The organism is Pengzhenrongella sicca (assembly GCF_017569225.1).
GTDB classification, from domain to species: Bacteria; Actinomycetota; Actinomycetes; order Actinomycetales; family Cellulomonadaceae; genus Pengzhenrongella; species Pengzhenrongella sicca.
Genome location: NZ_CP071868.1, coordinates 3,453,436 through 3,468,875, shown reverse-complemented (window position 1 = coordinate 3,468,875; position 15,440 = coordinate 3,453,436). Strand labels below are relative to the sequence as shown.

Annotated in this window: 13 protein-coding genes; 10 read left to right on the top strand and 3 right to left on the bottom strand. The window is 74.0% G+C overall.

The window, feature by feature from the left end; all coding sequences use genetic code 11:
- Positions 1 to 96: 96 nt before the first annotated feature.
- From J4E96_RS15945 to J4E96_RS15905, 9 genes are all read left to right on the top strand, one after another.
- Positions 97 to 1,194 (top strand): BMP family ABC transporter substrate-binding protein, encoded by a 1,098-nt coding sequence (locus J4E96_RS15945; RefSeq protein ID WP_227423045.1) that lies wholly within the window; start codon positions 97 to 99, stop codon positions 1,192 to 1,194.
- A gap of 184 nt (positions 1,195 to 1,378) precedes the next feature.
- The gene (locus tag J4E96_RS15940) at positions 1,379 to 2,959 is read left to right on the top strand and encodes an ABC transporter ATP-binding protein (RefSeq protein WP_227423044.1); all 1,581 of its coding nucleotides are present in this window, start codon (positions 1,379 to 1,381) and stop codon (positions 2,957 to 2,959) included.
- Positions 2,956 to 4,224 carry an ABC transporter permease gene (locus J4E96_RS15935; RefSeq protein ID WP_406619973.1) on the top strand — a complete coding sequence of 423 codons (1,269 nt, stop codon included), beginning with the start codon at positions 2,956 to 2,958 and terminating at the stop codon, positions 4,222 to 4,224. The genes J4E96_RS15940 and J4E96_RS15935 overlap by 4 nt, the downstream gene beginning before the upstream one ends.
- Positions 4,221 to 5,525 (top strand): ABC transporter permease, encoded by a 1,305-nt coding sequence (locus J4E96_RS15930; RefSeq protein WP_227423043.1) that lies wholly within the window; start codon positions 4,221 to 4,223, stop codon positions 5,523 to 5,525. Before J4E96_RS15935 ends, J4E96_RS15930 begins: the two co-directional genes overlap by 4 nt.
- Complete coding sequence (locus J4E96_RS15925) at positions 5,522 to 5,956, top strand: cytidine deaminase (protein WP_227423042.1); 435 nt, start codon at positions 5,522 to 5,524, stop codon at positions 5,954 to 5,956. Before J4E96_RS15930 ends, J4E96_RS15925 begins: the two co-directional genes overlap by 4 nt.
- Positions 5,953 to 7,269 carry a thymidine phosphorylase gene (locus J4E96_RS15920; RefSeq protein ID WP_227423041.1) on the top strand — a complete coding sequence of 439 codons (1,317 nt, stop codon included), beginning with the start codon at positions 5,953 to 5,955 and terminating at the stop codon, positions 7,267 to 7,269. Before J4E96_RS15925 ends, J4E96_RS15920 begins: the two co-directional genes overlap by 4 nt.
- A gap of 8 nt (positions 7,270 to 7,277) precedes the next feature.
- A complete protein-coding gene (locus J4E96_RS15915; RefSeq protein ID WP_227423040.1) occupies positions 7,278 to 8,330 on the top strand; it encodes a hypothetical protein in 1,053 nt (350 codons plus the stop codon).
- Between the two features lie 98 nt (positions 8,331 to 8,428).
- A complete protein-coding gene (locus tag J4E96_RS15910; RefSeq protein WP_227423039.1) occupies positions 8,429 to 8,710 on the top strand; it encodes a hypothetical protein in 282 nt (93 codons plus the stop codon).
- Positions 8,711 to 8,781: 71 nt separating this feature from the next.
- Complete coding sequence (locus J4E96_RS15905) at positions 8,782 to 9,915, top strand: adenosine deaminase (RefSeq protein WP_227423038.1); 1,134 nt, start codon at positions 8,782 to 8,784, stop codon at positions 9,913 to 9,915.
- Positions 9,916 to 10,069: 154 nt separating this feature from the next.
- Here J4E96_RS15905 and J4E96_RS15900 read toward each other — a convergent pair whose 3' ends face one another.
- Entirely contained in the window at positions 10,070 to 11,911 is a 1,842-nt protein-coding gene (locus J4E96_RS15900; RefSeq protein ID WP_227425795.1) for a phospho-sugar mutase, read from the bottom strand.
- Between the two features lie 29 nt (positions 11,912 to 11,940).
- Positions 11,941 to 12,786, bottom strand: a complete 846-nt coding sequence (locus J4E96_RS15895) for a purine-nucleoside phosphorylase (protein WP_227423037.1) — start codon at positions 12,784 to 12,786, stop codon at positions 11,941 to 11,943.
- A 101-nt stretch (positions 12,787 to 12,887) separates the two neighbouring features.
- Between J4E96_RS15895 and J4E96_RS15890 the strand changes: the two genes are divergently transcribed.
- The gene (locus J4E96_RS15890; protein WP_406620465.1) at positions 12,888 to 14,333 is read left to right on the top strand and encodes an NAD(P)H-quinone dehydrogenase; all 1,446 of its coding nucleotides are present in this window, start codon (positions 12,888 to 12,890) and stop codon (positions 14,331 to 14,333) included.
- Between the two features lie 545 nt (positions 14,334 to 14,878).
- Here the strand turns inward: J4E96_RS15890 and J4E96_RS15885 are convergent.
- Positions 14,879 to 15,376 carry a hypothetical protein gene (locus J4E96_RS15885; RefSeq protein ID WP_227423035.1) on the bottom strand — a complete coding sequence of 166 codons (498 nt, stop codon included), beginning with the start codon at positions 15,374 to 15,376 and terminating at the stop codon, positions 14,879 to 14,881.
- Positions 15,377 to 15,440: the final 64 nt, after the last annotated feature.

Genomic DNA, 15,440 nt, shown 5'->3' with positions numbered 1-15,440 from the left:
CCGGCCAGTCCCGGTCCGGGCGCGCGCGACGATGCGCGCCGTCCGGGCCAGGTCATTGCTGGACCGGCTCGGCGTCAAGGCAACGGGGAGTTCGACGTGAACAGAATGACGCGAGCAGCAGGTCTTGCGGCGGTTGCCGCACTGGCCCTCGCAGCGTGCGCAAGCGCGCCCGACGACACGGATTCGACGGCCGGCGGTGAGTCGAGCGCGGCGACGGTCGACTTCAAGGGCTGCATGGTCTCGGACGCCGGTGGCTTCGAGGACAAGTCCTTCAACCAGTCGGGCGCCGAGGGCCTCGACCGTGCCGCCTCCGAGCTGGGCATCGAGGAGGTCAAGGTCGAGTCGACCTCCGAGACCGACTTCGCGCCGAACATCGACGCGCTCATCCAGCAGGACTGCGACCTGATCATCGGCGTCGGCTTCCTGCTCGAGGACCCGATCCAGGCGGCCGCCGAGGCGAACCCCGACATCAACTTCGCGCTCGTCGACAGCTCGTTCTCGGCGCCGGACTTCAGCCCGGTCACGCTCGAGAACGGCAAGCCGCTGCTGTTCAACACGCAGGAGGCCGCGTTCCTGGCCGGGTACGTCGCGGCGGGCACGTCCACGTCGGGCGTCGTCGCGACGTTCGGTGGCATCCAGCTCCCGTCGGTGTCGATCTTCATGGACGGCTTCTCGGACGGCATCACGCAGTACAACACCGACGCCGGCGCGGCAGTCACGCTGCTCGGCTGGGACAAGGAGGCCCAGACGGGCTCCTTCACCGGTGACTTCGACAACCAGGCCAACGGGCAGAACCTCGCCAACGGCTTCATCCAGCAGGGCGCGGACGTCATCATGCCCGTCGCCGGACCGGTCGGGCTCGGCGCGGCGACCGCCGCCAAGGCCGTGCCCGGGACGATGTTCATCGGCGTCGACGCCGACTGGTTCGAGACGGCGCCGGACTTCTCCGACATCGTGCTCACCTCGGTCATGAAGGGCATCGGCTCCGCGGTCTTCGACACCGTGCAGCAGGCCGTCGACGGCGAGTTCAGCTCCGAGCCGTACGTGGGCACGCTCGAGAACGAGGGCGTCAGTCTCGCTCCGTTCCACGACTTCGAGTCCACCGTCCCGGCCGAGCTCGTGACGAAGGTCGACGAGCTCAAGGCGTCGATCATCTCCGGCGACCTCGTCGTCGACTCGCCTAGCTCCAACTAGCACCCGCTCCACCCGCCCGGCTCGACGCAGCCGGGCGCAGCGTCACCGAGCCGTGGTCCGGGCAGCTCCACCGCCCGGACCACGGCCCGTTTTGGGCCGGCGCCGCGGGCGCCGCGCCGCCGCGAGCACCCGCGGTGCGGCGCTAGGGTTCGAGCACACATCGAAGTGAAAGGCGCCACGCGACGTGAAGCTGGAACTGCGGGGGATCACCAAGCGATTCGGGTCGCTGGTGGCCAACGACCACATCGACCTCGTGGTCGAACCGGGCGAGATCCACGCCCTGCTCGGCGAGAACGGCGCCGGCAAGAGCACCCTGATGAACGTCCTGTACGGCTTCTACGACCCGGACGACGGCGAGATCCTGGTCGACGACGTCGCGACGACGTTCGCCGGGCCGGGCGACGCGATGGCCGCGGGCATCGGCATGGTGCACCAGCACTTCATGCTCGTGCCCGTGTTCACCGTCGCCGAGAACGTCGTGCTCGGGCACGAGCCGGTCAAGGCCGCCGGGCTCATCGACCTCGCCTCGGCCCGCCGCCGGGTGCGCGAGATCTCCGACCGCTTCGGCTTCGACATCGACCCCGACGCGTTGATCGAGGACCTCACCGTCGGCGCCCAGCAGCGCGTGGAGATCATCAAGGCGCTCTCGCGCGAGGCGAAGGTGCTCATCCTCGACGAGCCGACCGCGGTCCTGACCCCGCAGGAGACCGACGAGCTCATCGCGATCATGCGCCAGCTGCGCGACGCCGGCACGTCGATCGTGTTCATCACCCACAAGCTGCGCGAGGTGCGCGCCGTCGCCGACCGCATCACCGTCATCCGGCGCGGCACGGTGGTGGGCAGCGCGCTGCCGAGCATGAGCGAGACCGAGCTGGCCTCGCTGATGGTCGGCCGCTCCGTCGACCTCGGGGTCGACAAGGACCCGGCCGAGCCGGGGGAGGTCACCTTCGCGGTCCGCGACCTCGTCGTGCTCGACGCCGTGGGCGTGCGTCAGGTCGACGGCGTGAGCTTCGAGATCGCGCGCGGCGAGATCGTCGCGATCGCCGGCGTGCAGGGCAACGGGCAGACCGAGCTGACCGAGGTGATCCTGGGCCTGCAGACCCCGCTCGCGGGCTCGGTCACGCTCGACGGCACCGAGCTGGTGGGCGCCTCGGTCCGCGACGTCCTCGCCGCCGGCGTCGGGTTCGTCCCGGAGGACCGCACCGAAGACGGCCTCGTCGGCGACTTCACGATCGCCGAGAACCTCGTCCTCGACCTGTACCGGCGCCCCCCGTTCGGCAAGGGCGTCACCCTGGACCTCGACGCGATCCGCACGAGCGCCGAGCAGCGGATCGTCGAGTTCGACGTCCGGACCCCCTCGGTCGACGCGCACGCGAGCACGCTGTCGGGCGGGAACCAGCAGAAGGTCGTCCTCGCGCGCGAGATGTCGCGCCCCCTGCGACTGCTCGTCGCCTCGCAGCCCACGCGCGGGCTCGACGTCGGGTCGATCGAGTTCGTGCACGCGCGGATCGTGCGCGAGCGGGACAACGGCACCCCCGTGCTCATCGTGTCGACCGAGCTCGACGAGGTGCTGGCACTCGCGGACCGCATCGTGGTGATGTATCGGGGCCGGATCGTCGGGACGGTGCCGGGCGGCACGGATCGGGACGTGCTCGGCCTGATGATGGCCGGCGTGCCGCTCGCCGAGGCCCAGGACCAGGCCGCAGCCCACCACACCCTGCTCGGCGAGGCCGACCTTGCCGAGACTGACGAGGAGCCCACGTGAGCCAGCCGAACCCGCCGACGCCGGCGGACACCACGCCGGCGGACACCGCTGCGGCGGCTCCGGCACCCGAGTCCCGCGGCCGCCAGGCCCTGCGAGAGATGCTCGCGAGCAACTGGCTCGTGACCGCGCTCGCGATCGTGCTCGCGCTCGTGCTCAGCGGCGTGCTCATCGCCGCTGCCGACTCCGCGGTCCAGTCCAGCGCCAGCTACCTGTTCGCGCGGCCGGGCGACTTCCTCACCGCCGTGTGGGACGCCGTCTCGGGCGCCTACGTCGCGCTCTTCCAGGGCGCGGTGTTCGACTCGAGCGCGGAGACCTTCCAGCGCGCGGTCAAGCCGATCACCGAGACGATGACCGTGTCGGTGCCGCTGATCTTCGCCGGCCTCGGCCTCGGGATCGGCTTCCGGGCCGGGTTGTTCAACATCGGGGCACAGGGCCAGATCATCCTGGGCGCCATCTTCGCGGGGTACGTCGGGTTCGCGTTCGACCTGCCGCCCGTCCTGCACGTCCTGCTCGCGGTCATCGCGGCCGCCATCGGCGGTGGCCTGTGGGCCGGCATCGCCGGCGTGCTCAAGGCGCGCACCGGCGCGCACGAGGTGATCGTCACGATCATGCTCAACAACATCGCGGTCTACCTCATCGCGTTCGTGCTGACCACCTCGGCCTTCCAGCGCGGCGAGAGCTCGAACCCGGTGTCGCCGCCGCTGAAGGACACCGCGCTCTTCCCGCTCGTGCTCGGCTCGGGCTTCCGGCTGCACGCGGGCTTCCTGCTCGCGCTCGCGGCCGCCGTCTTCGTCTGGTGGCTGATGAACCGCTCGACGATCGGGTTCGGCTTCCGCGCCGTCGGCTCCAACGCGAACGCGGCCCGCGTGGCCGGCATCTCGGTCAGCGCGACGTACGTGTGGGTGATGGTCGTCGCCGGCGCGCTCGCCGGCCTCGGCGGCGCCGCCCAGGTGCTCGGCACGGAGAAGGTGCTGACCGCCGGCGTCGCCGCGAGCTTCGGCTTCGACGCGATCACCGTCGCCCTGCTCGGCCGATCGAAGCCGCTCGGGACGGTGTTCGCGGGGCTGCTCTTCGGCGGCCTGCGCGCGGGCGGCTTCGCGATGCAGGCGCGTACGGGTACCCCGATCGACATCGTCCTGGTGGTGCAGTCGCTCATCGTGCTGTTCATCGCCGCGCCGCCGCTGGTCCGGGCCGTGTTCCGGCTGCCCGCTCACGGCGCCCCCCGGCCCTCCCTGACCGCCACCTCGAAGGAGGCCCGCGCATGAGCGCCGTCGCCGCACCCCCCAAGCCCGCCGCCGGGCCCGCCGGGCACCGGTCCCCGGCCGTCGTGGCACCCGTGAGCTGGCGTGCGCCCATCGCGTACGTGGTCGTTGCGATCGGCGCGCTCGTGGCCTTCGTGCTCGCGGCCCCGAAGGGCCGGGAGACGACGTTCACGGTGTCGACCGCCAGCGACTTCTTCCAGATCGCGCCCGTCACCGTGTCGTCGACGTCCGCCGCCCTCGTGCTCTGCCTGATCGCCCTGGCGCTCGCCGCGGTGAGCATCTGGGCGGCGCGGTCGCGCCGCACGATCGGGGTGTGGCTGCCAGCCGGCTACGGGTTCGTGCTCGTCCTCGCGTTCCTCACGTGGGCCGTCGCGGGCAAGGCGCAGCCGCTGCCGCTGACCGGGCTGCTCCAGGGCTCGCTGTTCCTGGCGATTCCGCTGGTCTTCGGGGCGCTGGCCGGCCTGCTGTGCGAGCGGTCGGGCATCGTCAACATCGCGATCGAGGGCCAGCTGCTCGCAGGCGCGTTCCTCGCCGCCGTCGTCGCGTCCGTCACGTCCAGCGCCTACGCGGGCCTGATCGCCGCGCCCATCGCGGGCGCCGTCGTCGGCCTGCTGCTCGTGGTGTTCGCGATCCGGTACGTCGTCGACCAGATCATCGTCGGGGTCGTGCTGAACGTGCTGGTCATCGGCGTCACGAGCTACCTGTTCTCCACCGTGCTCAAGGTCGACGCCGCGACGTTCAACTCCCCGCCCAAGCTGCCGGTCATCGACATCCCGGTGCTGTCCCAGATCCCGGTGCTCGGCCCGGTCCTGTTCCGCCAGACCGTGCTCGTCTACATCATGTACGTCGTGGTCGCGGTGCTGCAGGTCATGGTCTTCCGCAGCCGCTGGGGCCTGCGGATGCGCGCCGTCGGCGAGCACCCGAAGGCCGCGGACACGGTCGGCATCAAGGTCAACCGCACCCGGGTGCGGTCGACGGTGCTCGGCGGCGCGGTCGCCGGGCTCGGCGGCGCATTCTTCACCGTCGCGGCCGGCCTCGCGTTCGGCAAGGAGATGACCGGCGGCAAGGGGTACATCGCGCTCGCCGCGATGATCCTCGGCCGCTGGAGCCCGCGCGGGGCGCTCGCCGCGGCCCTGCTGTTCGGGTTCGCGGACAACCTCCAGGTGACCCTCGGCATCATCGGGTCGCCGATTCCCAGCCAGATCATGCTCATGACACCGTATGTCGTGACGATCTTCGCCGTCGCCGGACTGGTCGGGCGCGTCCGCGCGCCGGCCTCCGAGGGCATCCCCTACGTGAAATGAGCACCGTGACCAGCCAGATCAGCACTCCCGTCGGGGCCGACATCGACTGGCCGGGCCTGCGCGCGGCCGCCACGGCCGTCCTCGCCAACGCGTACGTGCCCTACTCGCACTTCCCGGTCGGCGTGGCCGCGCTCGTGGACGACGGGCGCGTCGTCGTCGGCTGCAACGTCGAGAACGCGTCCTACGGCCTGACGCTGTGCGCCGAGTGCGCCCTCGTCTCGGCGCTGCACGTGTCCGGCGGCGGGCGGCTCGTGGCCTTCGTGTGCGTGGACGCCCACGGCGCCCCGCTGATGCCGTGCGGCCGGTGTCGCCAGCTGCTCTGGGAGCACGGCGGCGCGGAGCTGCTCGTCGAGACGGTCAGCGGGATCCGCCCGATGACCGAGGTCCTGCCCGACGCCTTCGGGCCCGCCGACCTGGTGGCCCGGGCATGACCGCCGCCGGCCCCGCGGCGGTCGAGCCGTTCGACGCCGTCGACGTCATCCGGACCAAGCGCGACAAGCAGCGCCTGAGCGACGCCCAGATCGACTGGGTCATCGACGCGTACACGCGCGGTGCGGTGGCCGAGGAGCAGATGTCGGCGCTCAACATGGCGATCCTGCTCAACGGCATGGACCGGGCGGAGATCTCGCGCTGGACCGCGGCGATGATCGCCTCCGGCGAGCGGATGGACTTCTTCGGCCTGTCCCGGCCGACCTCCGACAAGCACTCGACCGGCGGCGTGGGGGACAAGATCACGCTCCCGCTCGCGCCGCTCGTGGCCGTCTACGGCGTCGCGGTGCCGCAGCTGTCCGGGCGCGGCCTCGGCCACACCGGCGGGACGCTCGACAAGCTCGAGTCGATCCCGGGCTGGCGCGCCGCGCTCACCAACGCCGAGATGCTCGCGCAGCTCGAGAGCGTCGGCGCCGTCATCTGCCAGGCCGGCTCCGGCCTGGCGCCCGCCGACCGCAAGCTCTACGCGCTGCGGGACGTGACCGGCACCGTCGAGGCGATCCCGCTCATCGCGTCGTCGATCATGAGCAAGAAGATCGCCGAGGGCACGGGCTCGCTGGTGCTCGACGTCAAGGTCGGGTCCGGAGCGTTCATGAAGACGATCGAGCAGGCGACCGAGCTCGCCCGCACCATGGTGGACCTCGGCACCGACGCGGGCGTGCGCACGGTCGCGCTGCTGACCGACATGTCGACGCCGCTCGGCCTGACGGCGGGCAACGCGCTCGAGGTCCGCGAGTCCGTCGAGGTGCTCGCCGGCGGCGGCCCGCCCGACGTCGTCGAGCTCACCGTGGCGCTCGCGCGCGAGATGCTCGCCGGCGCGGGCGTGACCGGCGTCGACCCCGCCGAGGCGCTCGCGGACGGCCGGGCCATGGACGTGTGGAAGCGCATGATCCGCGCGCAGGGCGGGGACCCGGACGCCACGCTGCCCGTGGCGCGCGAGACCGAGACGATCCTGGCCGCGGCCGACGGCGTCGTCGTCCAGCTCGACGCGCTCGCCGTCGGGGTCGCGGCCTGGCGCCTCGGCGCCGGGCGGGCCCGCCGGCAGGATCCGGTGCAGGCCGGCGCCGGCATCGAGCTGCACGCCAAGCCCGGCGCTCTCGTGCGGGCGGGCGAGCCGGTGATGACGCTGCACACCGACACCCCGGAGCGGTTCGAGCGGGCGCGCGCGGCCCTCGAGGGCGCGGTCGTGATCGCCCCCGAGGGTTCGGCGCCCCGGCGCAGCCCGCTCGTCATCTCCCGGCTCGCCGCCGACTGAGGCTCGCAATGGCGGCGGCGTGGGCGCAGCGGTTCCCGGCTCTCGGCCGGGTGCAGGCGACCACGCTCGCGCTGCGGCTCGGCCGCGGCCTCGGGCTCGGCGGCGGCTCGGAGCAGCGGGCCTGGCGCCCGCCGCCCGCCGTGGCGGTCGTGGCGGCCCGGCGGCGCGCCGGGCTGCCGGCGGTGACCGTCGCGCGGTACGACGCGCTCGCCGCGGACGCGCAGTCGGCGCCCGAGCGCGGCGTGCTTGAGCGGGCGCTCGCCGGCGGGGCCGCGATCGAATCGGTCGAGGCGCTCGCCCGGGCCTGGGCCGAGCTGTCTCCATCCGAGCGTCGGCAGGTCGCCGACCCGCTGCGGCCCGCAGGCGGCGGCGGGACCGGGCCGGTGCTGATCGCTGGCGCGCCGGCGCGGCAGTGGGACCAGACCACGTGTGGGTCGACCGTCCTCGCGCTGCTGGCGGCGGCAGGCGATCCGGTCCTGGCCCTGTGGCTCGTCACCGGGCAACTGATGCCCCCGGGGCTGCCGCGCGAGATGCGCGCGCTCACCCCGGCTGACCGCGCGGATCCCGACCCGGCGGCCCGCTTCGCGGCGCTGCAGCGCGCGCTGAAGGACCTGAGCAACGCGGGCGGCCTCGGGCCGCTGCCCTGGCCGGCCCGCTTCGGCACGCCGCCGTGGGGTGCGGCGCGGGTTGCGCGGCACCCCGGCGTGGCGTTCCGCGCGGTCATGATCGATGACACCGACGCCCCCGGGTTCGCGGCGCTGCTGGACCGCGCCGACCGGGCCCTGAGCGCCGGCGTCGGCGTGCCGCTGTTCACCGGCGGTGACCTCGCGTCCGGCCCGGCGACCGCGGTGCCCCGGCACGTCGTCCTGCTCGTGCCCCGACGAGATCGGGCTGCGGCGGGGCCCGACCAGGCGGCGGAGCCCGCCCAGTACACGGTCTTCGAGCCCGCGCGCGGGCAGGTCCACCGGGTTGCGCGCGCCGACCTGCTCGCGCCGGCCGGCCCGCGCGCGGCGCTCGGCGGCTGGGCCCACGTGTGCTGGGCCGTGCTGCCGGGGGCCTGAGGGTTTCTGGTGGCGCTGCGCGCGTTCCTGCTGGCGCGCGGCGCCGGGCGGCGTCACGATGGTCGGGTCAGGACGTCCCTTCGCGGGCAGGAGGAGCCATGAGCATCGTTCCCGGACCGCAGGCGTGGCGTGATGCCGGCCTGGAGGTCGACCCGGCCGACTGGGTCCAGGCGCGCGCGGCCGAGGCCGACGACGTCGCGCACGCCGGCGACCTCCTCGCCGACGACGCGCTCGCCGACGACGCGCTTGCCGGCGATGCGCTTGCCGGCGATGCGCTTGCCGACGTCGCCGAGCGGGTCGGCCGCGGCGAGGCCGACGACGCCGACCTCGTCGAGCAGGCCATCGCCTTGCCGCCAGCCGACGAGGACGAGTACCGCTGATCGCTGAAGACCGCTGACGGCCAAGACCGCTGGCGGGCCAGCAGTGCTGACCGGCCAGTACCGTGGCGGGCATGACGATCGACGAGTCCGACATCGCCCGCCTGCCCAAGGTCGTGCTGCACGACCACCTGGACGGCGGGCTGCGACCGGCCACCCTGATCGAGCTCGCGGCGCAGGCGGGTCATGACCTGCCGACGACCGACCCGGCCGAGCTCGCCGCCTGGTTCGTGCACGCTGCGAGCTCCGGCACGCTCGAGCTGTACCTCGAGACGTTCGGGCACACGGTCGCCGTCATGCAGACCGAGGCGGCGCTGCGCCGGGTCGCGCGGGAGGCCGCGATCGACCTCGCGGCCGACGGCGTCGTCTACGCCGAGCAGCGATACGCGCCCGAGCAGCACCAGGGCGGCGGGCTCTCGCTGCAGCAGGTCGTGGACGCCGTCCAGGCCGGCTTCGACGAGGGCATCGCGGCCGCGGCGGTGAGCGGCCGCACGCTGCGCGTCGGCACGCTGATCACGGCGATGCGCCACGCCGACCGCGGCGACGAGGTGGCGGCGCTCGCGCTCGCGAACCGCGCGAACGGCGTCGTCGGCTTCGACATCGCCGGGGCCGAGGACGGCTTCCCGCCCGCCCGGTTCGCGTCCGCCTTCCGCGCCCTCGCCGAGGCCAACTTCCCGGTCACGGTGCACGCGGGGGAGGCCGCGGGGCTCGAGTCGATCGCCGAGGCGGTGCACGTCGCCGGCGCGAGCAGGCTCGGCCACGGCGTGCGGATCGTCGAGGACATCGCGATCGTGCGGCCCGACGGCGGTGAGCCCGACGACGGTGAGCCCGACGTCGGCGCGGAGGCCGAGCTCGGCCTGCTCGCGCACTGGATCCGGGACCACCAGATCCCGCTCGAGCTCTGCCCGACGTCGAACGTCCAGACCGGCGCGGCGGGCTCGGTCGCGACGCACCCGATCACGCTGCTGCGGGACCTCGGCTTCGCGGTGACGATCAACACCGACAACCGGCTGCAGTCGGGCACGACGCTGACCCGCGAGATGACGCTGCTCGCGGACGAGGCGGGCTGGAGCCTGGACGACCTGCGCGACGCGACCGTGACCGCCGCCTGGAACGCGTTCATCCACCACGACGAGCGCGAGGCTCTCGTCGAGGACGTCATCCTGCCGGGCTTCGCCGTGCCCGCCGCGGGGCGCCACCTCGCCTGAGGGCGGGCACTCGTCGCCCGAGAACGGGGCGCAACAGGTGTGGGCGTTCTGCTCTCCGGCGCGTTCGTGTGGGCGCTTTGCTGGTCGACGGCCGGTTCAGGGGACCGTTTCACCACTCGGGCGTCGCGGGGAGCACAACACCCACACGCGCGAGCTAGCGGGGCGGCTCGACGAGGCCCAGCGCCACGCGCAGGTCGGTCGCGACCGCGTCCAGGCGCTCGCGGGCGACGGCGCGGGCGCGGGTGAGCGCGGCATCGTCGGCGTCCGTCGCCACCGGCACGATGACCTCGAGGTAGCACTTGACCTTGGGCTCGGTGCCGCTCGGGCGGACCACCACGCGCGTGCCGTCGGCGGCGAGCAGCCGCAGCCCGTCGGTCGGCGCGAGGCCGTCGACGCCGTCGGCCAGGTCCACGACCTCCGTGACGGGGGAGCCGGCCAGCGTCGCCGGCGGCGCGGACCGGACCCGCGCCATCGTCGCCGGGATCTGCGCGAGGTCGACGTAGCGCGCCGAGAGCTGGTCGGTCAGGTGCAGCCCGTGCTCGCGCGCGAGGTCGTCGAGCGCGTCGATGAGGGTCCGGCCCGCCGACTTCAGCCCGGCGGCGAGCTCGGCGACGAGCAAGGCCGCGCTCAGGCCGTCCTTGTCGCGCACGCGCGCCGGGTCGACGCAGTAGCCGATCGCCTCCTCGTAGCCGAACAGCAGGCCGTCCACGCGCGCGATCCACTTGAACCCGGTGAGGGTGCTCGCGTGGGCGAGCCCGCGCGCGGCCGCGATGCGCGCCAGGAGGCGCGAGGAGACGATGGAGTTGGCGAGCACGGGGGCGTGCCCGCCGGCGGCCGCGGGGCGCGCGCGGTCGGCGAGGTAGGCGCCTAGCAGCACGCCGACCTCGTCGCCGTGCAGCATCCGCCAGCCGTCTGCGCCCGCGGTGTCGGGACCGTGGTGCGAGCGGGCCCGCGGGTCCCGGACGGCGATCGCGCACCGGTCGGCGTCGGGGTCGTTCGCGATGACGAGGTCGGCGCCCGAGTCCTGGGCCAGCCCGAGCGCCAGGTCGATCGCGCCGGGCTCCTCCGGGTTCGGGAACGCGACCGTGGGGAAGTCCGGGTCCGGCTCCGCCTGCTCGAGCACGGGGTGCAGGTCGGTGAAGCCCGCGCCGCGCAGGATGCGCTCGGCAACCACGCCGCCGACGCCGTGCAGCGAAGTGTGCACGATGCGCAGCGCGCGCGGGCCCGCGGGATCGGCCAGGCCGACGACGCCGGCGACGTAGTCGTCCAGCAGGTCCGGGCCGAGCACGGTCCAGCCGGTCTCGGCGCGGGGCACGGACGCGACGGATGCCACGGCGGCGATTGTGGCGGCGATCTCGGCGTCGGCGGGCGGCACGATCTGCACGCCCTGGCCCGACCCGGTCGCGGCGCGCCCGCCGAGGTACACCTTGTACCCGTTGTCGCGGGCCGGGTTGTGGCTCGCGGTGACCATCACGCCGGCGTCGGCGTTCAGGTGCCGCGTCGCGAAGGCGAGCACCGGCGTCGGCAGTGCGCTCGGCAGGAGCAGCGCCTCGATCCCGGCGCCGACCATGACGGCGGCGGTGTCGAGCGCGAACGCGCGCGAGTTGTGCCGAGCGTCGTAGCCGACGACGACGCGCGGCGTCGCGTCGTCGGCCGCACCGACCGTCTCGAGCAGGTAGGCCGCCAGGCCCGCGGCGGCGCGGATCACGACGGCCCGGTTCATCCGGTGGGGGCCGCCGCCGAGCACGCCGCGCAGGCCGGCGGTGCCGAACAGGAGCGGGCCGCTGAACCGGTCGGCCAGGTCGGCGCGCGCCTCGGCGGCCCGGGCGCGGGTCGCCCGTGCCGCGGGGGAGTCGCCCGCTGGCGCGGGGAGCTCGGCGTCGGCCAGGAGGCGGCCGACCTCGGCCGCGGTGTCCGGGTCGGGGTCGTCCGCCATCCAGCGGCGCACGTCGGCGCCGAGGGTGAAGGCGTCCGGGTGGGCGGGCTCGCCGGTCATGGGTTCGGGCAGCGTCTCGGTCAACGGTCTCAGATCCTTCGGCAGATCTCGGCGAGCAGGGCACTGATCCGGGGGCCGGCGTCGCGGCCCGCCTCGATGACCTCGGCGTGGGACAGCGGCGTCGGGCTGATCCCCGCGGCGAGGTTGGTCACCAGCGACAGGCCGAGCACCTCGAGGCCCGCGTGCCGCGCCGCGATCGCCTCGAGCGTCGTCGACATGCCGACCAGGTCGGCGCCGAGGATCCCCGCCATGCGCACCTCGGCCGGGGTCTCGTAGTGCGGGCCGGGGAACTGGGCGTACACGCCCTCGTCGAGCGACGCGTCCACCTCGCGCGCGAGCGCGCGCAGCCGCGGCGAGTACAGGTCCGTCAGGTCCACGAACGTGGCGCCCTCGAGCGGCGACGTCGCGGTGAGGTTGAGGTGGTCGGAGATGAGCACCGGGGTGCCCGCGGCCCACGCGCGGTTCAGGCCCCCACAGCCGTTCGTCAGGACGATCGAGGTCGCGCCGGCGGCCGCGGCCGTGCGCACGCCGTGCACGACGCGCCGCACGCCGAGGCCCTCGTACAGGTGCGTGCGCGAGCCGAGCACGAGCGCGTGCCGGTCGCTGCCCGCGATCCGGATCGACCGGATGGTGCCGACGTGGCCGGCGACCGCGGGCGCGACGAAGCCGGGCACCTCGTGGCTCGGGACCTCCGCGACGGTCTCGCCGAGCAGATCGGCCGCGCCGCCCCAGCCGGACCCGAGCACGAGGGCGACGTCGTGGCGTGGGACGCCCGTGACCTGGGCGAGGTGCGCCGCCGCGGCGCGAGCCACGTCGAACGGATCCACCGCCGGGTCGTCGAGTACGAGGGTGGGGGAGTCCGGCGCTGGTCGCATGCCCCGAGGCTATCGGCTGCCGCGCCGTTGTCGGCGCCGCGGGAATCGCGGACCGGGCGCGCGCGTCGGGACTCCGGCGCGACGGCGGCCGGCCGGGCATGATGGGGCGCGTGAGCACCCGGGCGCAGGACCTGCAGGAGACGCGCGTCGTCGTCGTCGGGGGTGGTCCCGGCGGGTACGAGGCCGCGCTCGTGGCGCGGCGCTGGGGCGCGGACGTCACAGTCGTGGAGCGGCAGGGGCTCGGCGGCGCCGCGGTCCTCACGGACGTCGTGCCGTCCAAGACGCTGATCGCCACGTCGGAGTGGATGACGCGGTTCGAGCGCGGCGGCGAGCTCGGGATCCGGCCGGCGGAGGACGGCATGCCGATCGCGTCGGAGTCGGCCGCGGCGGTGCGGGTCGACCTCGGGGTCGTGAACACGCGCGTGCTCGCGCTCGCGGCCGCGCAGTCCGCCGACATCCGGGCGCGGCTCGAGCGCGAGGGCGTGCGCGTGATCGTCGGCTCCGGGCGGCTCGACGGGCCGCAGCGCGTCCTGGTCGAGGAAGCCGGGGGCGGCGCACAGAGCCTCGACGCCGACGTCATCCTCCTCGCGACCGGCGCCGCGCCGCGCGTGCTGCCCGCGGCGCAGCCGGACGGCGAGCGGATCCTCACCTGGACGCAGCTGTACGCGCTCACGGCGCTGCCCGAACGGTTGATCGTGGTCGGGTCTGGCGTCACGGGCGCGGAGTTCGCCGGGGCGTACAACGCGCTCGGCGCGGACGTCGTGCTGGTCTCCAGCCGCGACCGCGTGCTGCCAGGGGAGGATCCGGAGGCGGCCGGGGTGATCGAGGAGGTGTTCCGGGCCCGGGGGATGACGGTCATGGCGCACTCGCGGGCGGTCTCCGCCGTCCGGACCGAGACGGGGGTCGAGGTGACGCTCGCGGACGGCCGCGTGGTGAGCGGCTCGCACGTGCTCCTGGCGGTCGGCTCGGTGCCGAACACCGCGGGCCTCGGGCTCGAGGAGGCGGGTGTGCGGCTCAGCCCGAGCGGGCACGTCGAGGTCGACCGGGTCTCGCGCACCTCGGCGCGCGGGGTCTACGCCGCCGGCGACTGCACCGGCGTGCTCGCGCTCGCGTCGGTGGCCGCGATGCAGGGGCGGATCGCGATGGCGCACGCGCTCGGGGACGCGGTCATCCCGCTCGACCCGAAGGCGGTCGCGGCGACCATCTTCACGACGCCGGAGATCGCGACCGTCGGGTACGACGAGGACGAGCTCAAGGCCATCGGTACCGCCTACCTGGTCAAGACCCTGCCGCTACGCGGCAACCCCCGGGCGAAGATGCTCGGCCTGCGCTACGGCTTCGTCAAGCTGTACGCGCACTCGGTGACCGGCGTGCTGCTCGGCGGCGTGGTGGTCGCCCACCGCGCGAGCGAGCTGATCTTCCCGATCACGCTCGCCTTCTCGCAGCGGCTGACCGCCGACCAGGTGGCCGAGTCCTTCACGGTATATCCCTCATTGTCGGGAACCGTGGCGGAGGTCGCGCGGATGCTGCACCGGCACCAGGGGTAGCAGCGCCGAGGTGGGTGCGCCGCGGTAGGTGCGCCGAGGTAGGTGCGCCGGCAGGGATCAAACCGGCGGTCGGCGCCGCTTTTCGGTGCGTTTCGGCGGGCCTTTGGTCCCTGCGGCCGCGCGCCGAGAATATGGCCGTTACCTGCCGTTATGGACCATCATCGGGTTCGCCGTCGGGCCGATGAGGCGGCGCCGGCGTCAGCGCTCGCCTAGGCCCAAGGTCCTTTCCTTCTCGGCATCGTCGTGATTTCGCGGGCCGGCTCCGCCCGGGATTGGTGCATTGTCGCAATTTCGCTCGGTCACCGGATGAATGTCGCCGCGCATGCTTTCCGTTTGGGATTTGGTGCCGGATACTCAATTGTTGCGGGCGCTTTTTCCGGCGGGCGCACGATCCCCGAACGGGGAGCTGTGGTCGTCGCGGCGGCGCTCGCGGCGGCCACTGCCCCCCGTTCGGCGCGAGGTCTGTCGGGCGCCGGGAAGCTCGTCGAGCTGCTCGTCGAACAGCTCGTCGAACTACTCTCGTCGAACTGCGCGTCGAGGTCGCCTCAGGTGGCGCGGAGGGTGAAGTCGCGCACCGTCGCAGCGACCTCGAACACGCCCTCGGTGAGGGCGCAGTGCGTGAGCGTGACGCCCCGGGTGCGCAGCGCCACGCCGGCCTGCAGGTCGAGCACCGCGAGCAGCTCGCCGGCCGCGCCCTGGCGCACCGTCACGAGCCCGTCGGGCACGTGCTGGGCGCGCAGCGCCGAGTTCAGCAGCCCCGTCAGCTGGTTGAGCACCCGCTGGACGGGTACGGAGCCGGCGCGCACCGCCAGGTCGAACGTCGCCGCGCCCGCGGCGAAGGAGCGGAACGTCGCCTCCACGTGGACGATCGGGGCGACCGCCGCCACGGCGCGCAGCGCGAACGGCGGCGAGGGCACGGCGCGCAGGTCGATGTCGGCGCGGATCGTCGCTCCCGTGCACGCGACGGATCGCACCAGGGGCGGCAGCGCCGCACCCTGCAGCGCGAGCTCGACGGCCTCGGGGAAGGGCAGGGTCAGGTGCACGGGGCTCCTCGGTGGGTGCTTTCACGGTGCCAATGCAGGCGTCATGCCGGTGCGGGTGCGGCGT